General features: G+C 54.6%; 3 protein-coding genes. All 3 read right to left on the bottom strand.

What is annotated here, in order from left to right; translation table 11 throughout:
- A partial coding sequence (locus tag CPT76_RS27265) for an ABC transporter ATP-binding protein (RefSeq protein ID WP_105445129.1) occupies positions 1-741 on the bottom strand: 741 nt, incomplete at its 3' end.
- Positions 742-1,035: 294 nt separating this feature from the next.
- Positions 1,036-1,791, bottom strand: a complete 756-nt coding sequence (locus CPT76_RS27260; protein ID WP_105445128.1) for an SIMPL domain-containing protein — start codon at positions 1,789-1,791, stop codon at positions 1,036-1,038.
- A 186-nt stretch (positions 1,792-1,977) separates the two neighbouring features.
- On the bottom strand, positions 1,978-2,862 hold an 885-nt coding region (locus CPT76_RS27255; RefSeq protein ID WP_258168842.1), incomplete at its 5' end, for a methyl-accepting chemotaxis protein.

The raw sequence follows: 2,862 nt of genomic DNA, 5'->3' as shown, positions 1-2,862 counted from the left end.
CCGTACGGCAAACAGCTCCGAACCGGAACTAAAAATGTTGTTCTCCCCGACGAAGGTTGCGGCGAAAAGCGTCTTCGGCGCGGCATAGATGTCCTTCGGCGTACCGATCTGCTCGACTTTACCGCTGTTCATAATCACGATCCTGTCGGAAAGCATCATTGCTTCCTCTTGATCGTGCGTGACATAGACAAAGGTAATGCCCAGCGAGCGCTGCAGATGCTTCAGCTCAGATTGCAGGCTCTTGCGCAGCTGCAGGTCCAGCGCGCCCAGCGGCTCGTCAAGCAGGAGCACTTTGGGCTTGTTCGCGATCGCCCTCGCGATGGCCACCCTCTGCTGCTGTCCGCCGGACAGCTGATGCGGATAACGCGAAGTAAGCGCGGTTAGCTGAGTCATCTGGACGGCTTCAGCAACCCGTGCTTTTTGCTCTGCCTGAGGCAGCTTTTTCATTTTCAAACCGAAGGCGATATTGTCTCCCACGGTCATATGCGGGAACAGCGCGTAATGCTGGAACACCAGGTTCAAATCCCGCTGGTTAGGCGGAAGCTTCGTGACGTTCTGCCCTTCCAGGATAATCTCGCCGTGAGTCGGCTGTTCGAATCCGGCAATCATGCGTAGTATGGTCGTCTTACCGCAGCCGCTAGGCCCGAGCAGAGTCAGGAATTCCCCTTCTTCAATGTTCAGTGACAGCGGATGCACGACAACTTGTCCTTCAAATTGCTTCTCAATCTGGACTAAGTTCAATCATATGCATCAACCCCTTATCCATTACTAAGAAAAAAGCCATATCCATGGGTATGGCTTTTTCGGTAAATTATGATTCTCCGTTACGATCAACGGAAGTTGTCTACAACTGTTGCTGCATGTACAAATTTTCGCATATTCACTATAACGTTTTTTGACCCTTGGTACAATACCTTTCTGCGTTTTCCCGCTGGAAAAGGGGGGATCGGGACCCACATCTGCGCAAAAAGCCGCCGCTTCAAGGGACGTCTGTCCCCGAAACGGCGGCTTGGCTCGGACCAAATCAGCCCGTTCTTATTTCATTTCGTACTGCACGCTCAGCTGCGTCGATACTTTTACTTCGCCAGGCTCCACCGACGTGGCGTTGCCGGCGTTGCTGTCCGCAGCCATTTTGGCCATGGAAGATTCGGCATAAATGATCGGGTTCTGCGCATCGCCCTGGCTCACGACCAGAACCACTCCCAGCTGACGCTTGGCGGCCTTGGCAATCGCGCCTGCTTTCAGATCAGCGTTAGCCATCGCCTTCTCAATCACTTGCGCCTCATATTGGTCACGGTTCTCGACGGAAAACTGGACGCTCTCGATGTTGTTGGCGCCCGCACCGGAAGCGGCGTCAAGCAGCTGTCCAACCTTGGACAGGTCGCGGTACGATACCTGCAGCGTATGGTGGGCCGTATAGCCCGTCACTTTTTGTCCGTCCTTCTCGTTGTAGGTGTAGTTCGGCTGCACATAGAACGTGGTGCTCTTGATATCTTTGTCTTCGATTTTCCACGTCGTCTTCAGCAGCGCGGTGATCTTTTGGATTTTGTCTGCCGTTGCCTTTTGCGCGCTTTGTGCCGTTGCCGCCTGCGAGTCCACACCGATCGACAAGTATGCGATATCCGGCTTGACCGAAATCTCACCCTTGCCCACAACATTGATGACATTGCGCTGTACATCCTGGTCCGCATAGACGGTGGTCGAGCCACCCAGTCCGGTGACGCCCGCGCCTCCAGCCAAGAGCGCTCCTGCGATCAGCACAGAACCTACCGGTTTCAGCCATGTTTTCATTACCTTCAGCCTCCCTTTATATACTTCCAGTGTATCCATATAGCCGAAAGCGCAAGCACGGACGCAGCCTGTAGGTCAAACCGCCTGCGCGGCCGCCCTCACCTTCCAACTGTATTTGTCTACTAGACGTAGGGGACTGTTAAATGTTGCACATGTTAGAAAAATAATCTTCTGCCTATGAAACGGTCAGCTGACGATCGATTTCAAGTGGCTCTGCGCTTCCTTAATGCCGGCCAGGCTCTGCTCATTGTTGCCGAGGAGGGACTGCAATGTAGCCGACAGCTCCTGCAACGTCGCCGACGTTTGCTCGTTCACCGACGCGAGATGCGAAGTGGACTCGTCAATGGAACCCGAGAACGTCTCCACTTCGTGAAGCAATCCGCGGTACCCGTCGGAAATTTGCAGCAGTCCGGCCACCGATTCTTTAATGGATTCAAAGGCTTCGTATGTCTCATGCGTCATCTCGCTGCTCTTCTGCATCCGCTCCGCAACCTGATCCATCCGCATCAGGGTGTCGCTCATCAGCTCGGAGAAGCTGTGAAGTTGGAGCGAAATTTTCTCCGCCGAGTCCGAGGCATTCTCCGCCAGCTTGCGGATTTCCCGGGCGACCACGGCAAAACCCTGGCCATCCTCGCCTGCCCGTGCCGCCTCGATGCTGGCATTCAGCGACAACAGGTTGGTCTGGTTCGCAATCTCCTGAATGGTCTGGCTGAACTGCGTCGTTTCCTGCACCTTTCCGGTCAAGCTCTGGATATCCTGCGACATGGCGCCAATTTCTTCCTTGAATTCGATAATCGCTTCGTTCAGTTGCTCCACTTTGTCCTTGCCGGATTCCGACAGCCGGTTCGCCGTACCTGTCTGACTCAGCAGCGTTTCCGTCGAGCTGGACATCTGCTTGATCATCTCGTTCATCTGCTTAATGGACTCGTTAATGGCATAGGTGGAATCCACCTGGGATGATGCCCCGCCCGATATCTCCTGAAAGGCGACGTTCATCTGCTGGAACGAGGCGGTGTTGTCCTCGACCGCCTGCGTCAGGTCGTCGATGCTGCCGGTCACCGCAGCCACGCT

The organism is Paenibacillus sp. AR247, assembly GCF_002968895.1.
In the GTDB taxonomy this organism is placed as follows: Bacteria; Bacillota; Bacilli; order Paenibacillales; family Paenibacillaceae; genus Paenibacillus_AQ; species Paenibacillus_AQ favisporus.
This window is presented reverse-complemented; position numbering and strand designations above follow the sequence as displayed.

Bases quoted from the DNA above. Each gene is read 5' to 3' on its own strand.
- CPT76_RS27260 (WP_105445128.1), bottom strand. From the start codon at position 1,791: ATGAAAACATGGCTGAAACCGGTAGGTTCTGTGCTGATCGCAGGAGCG.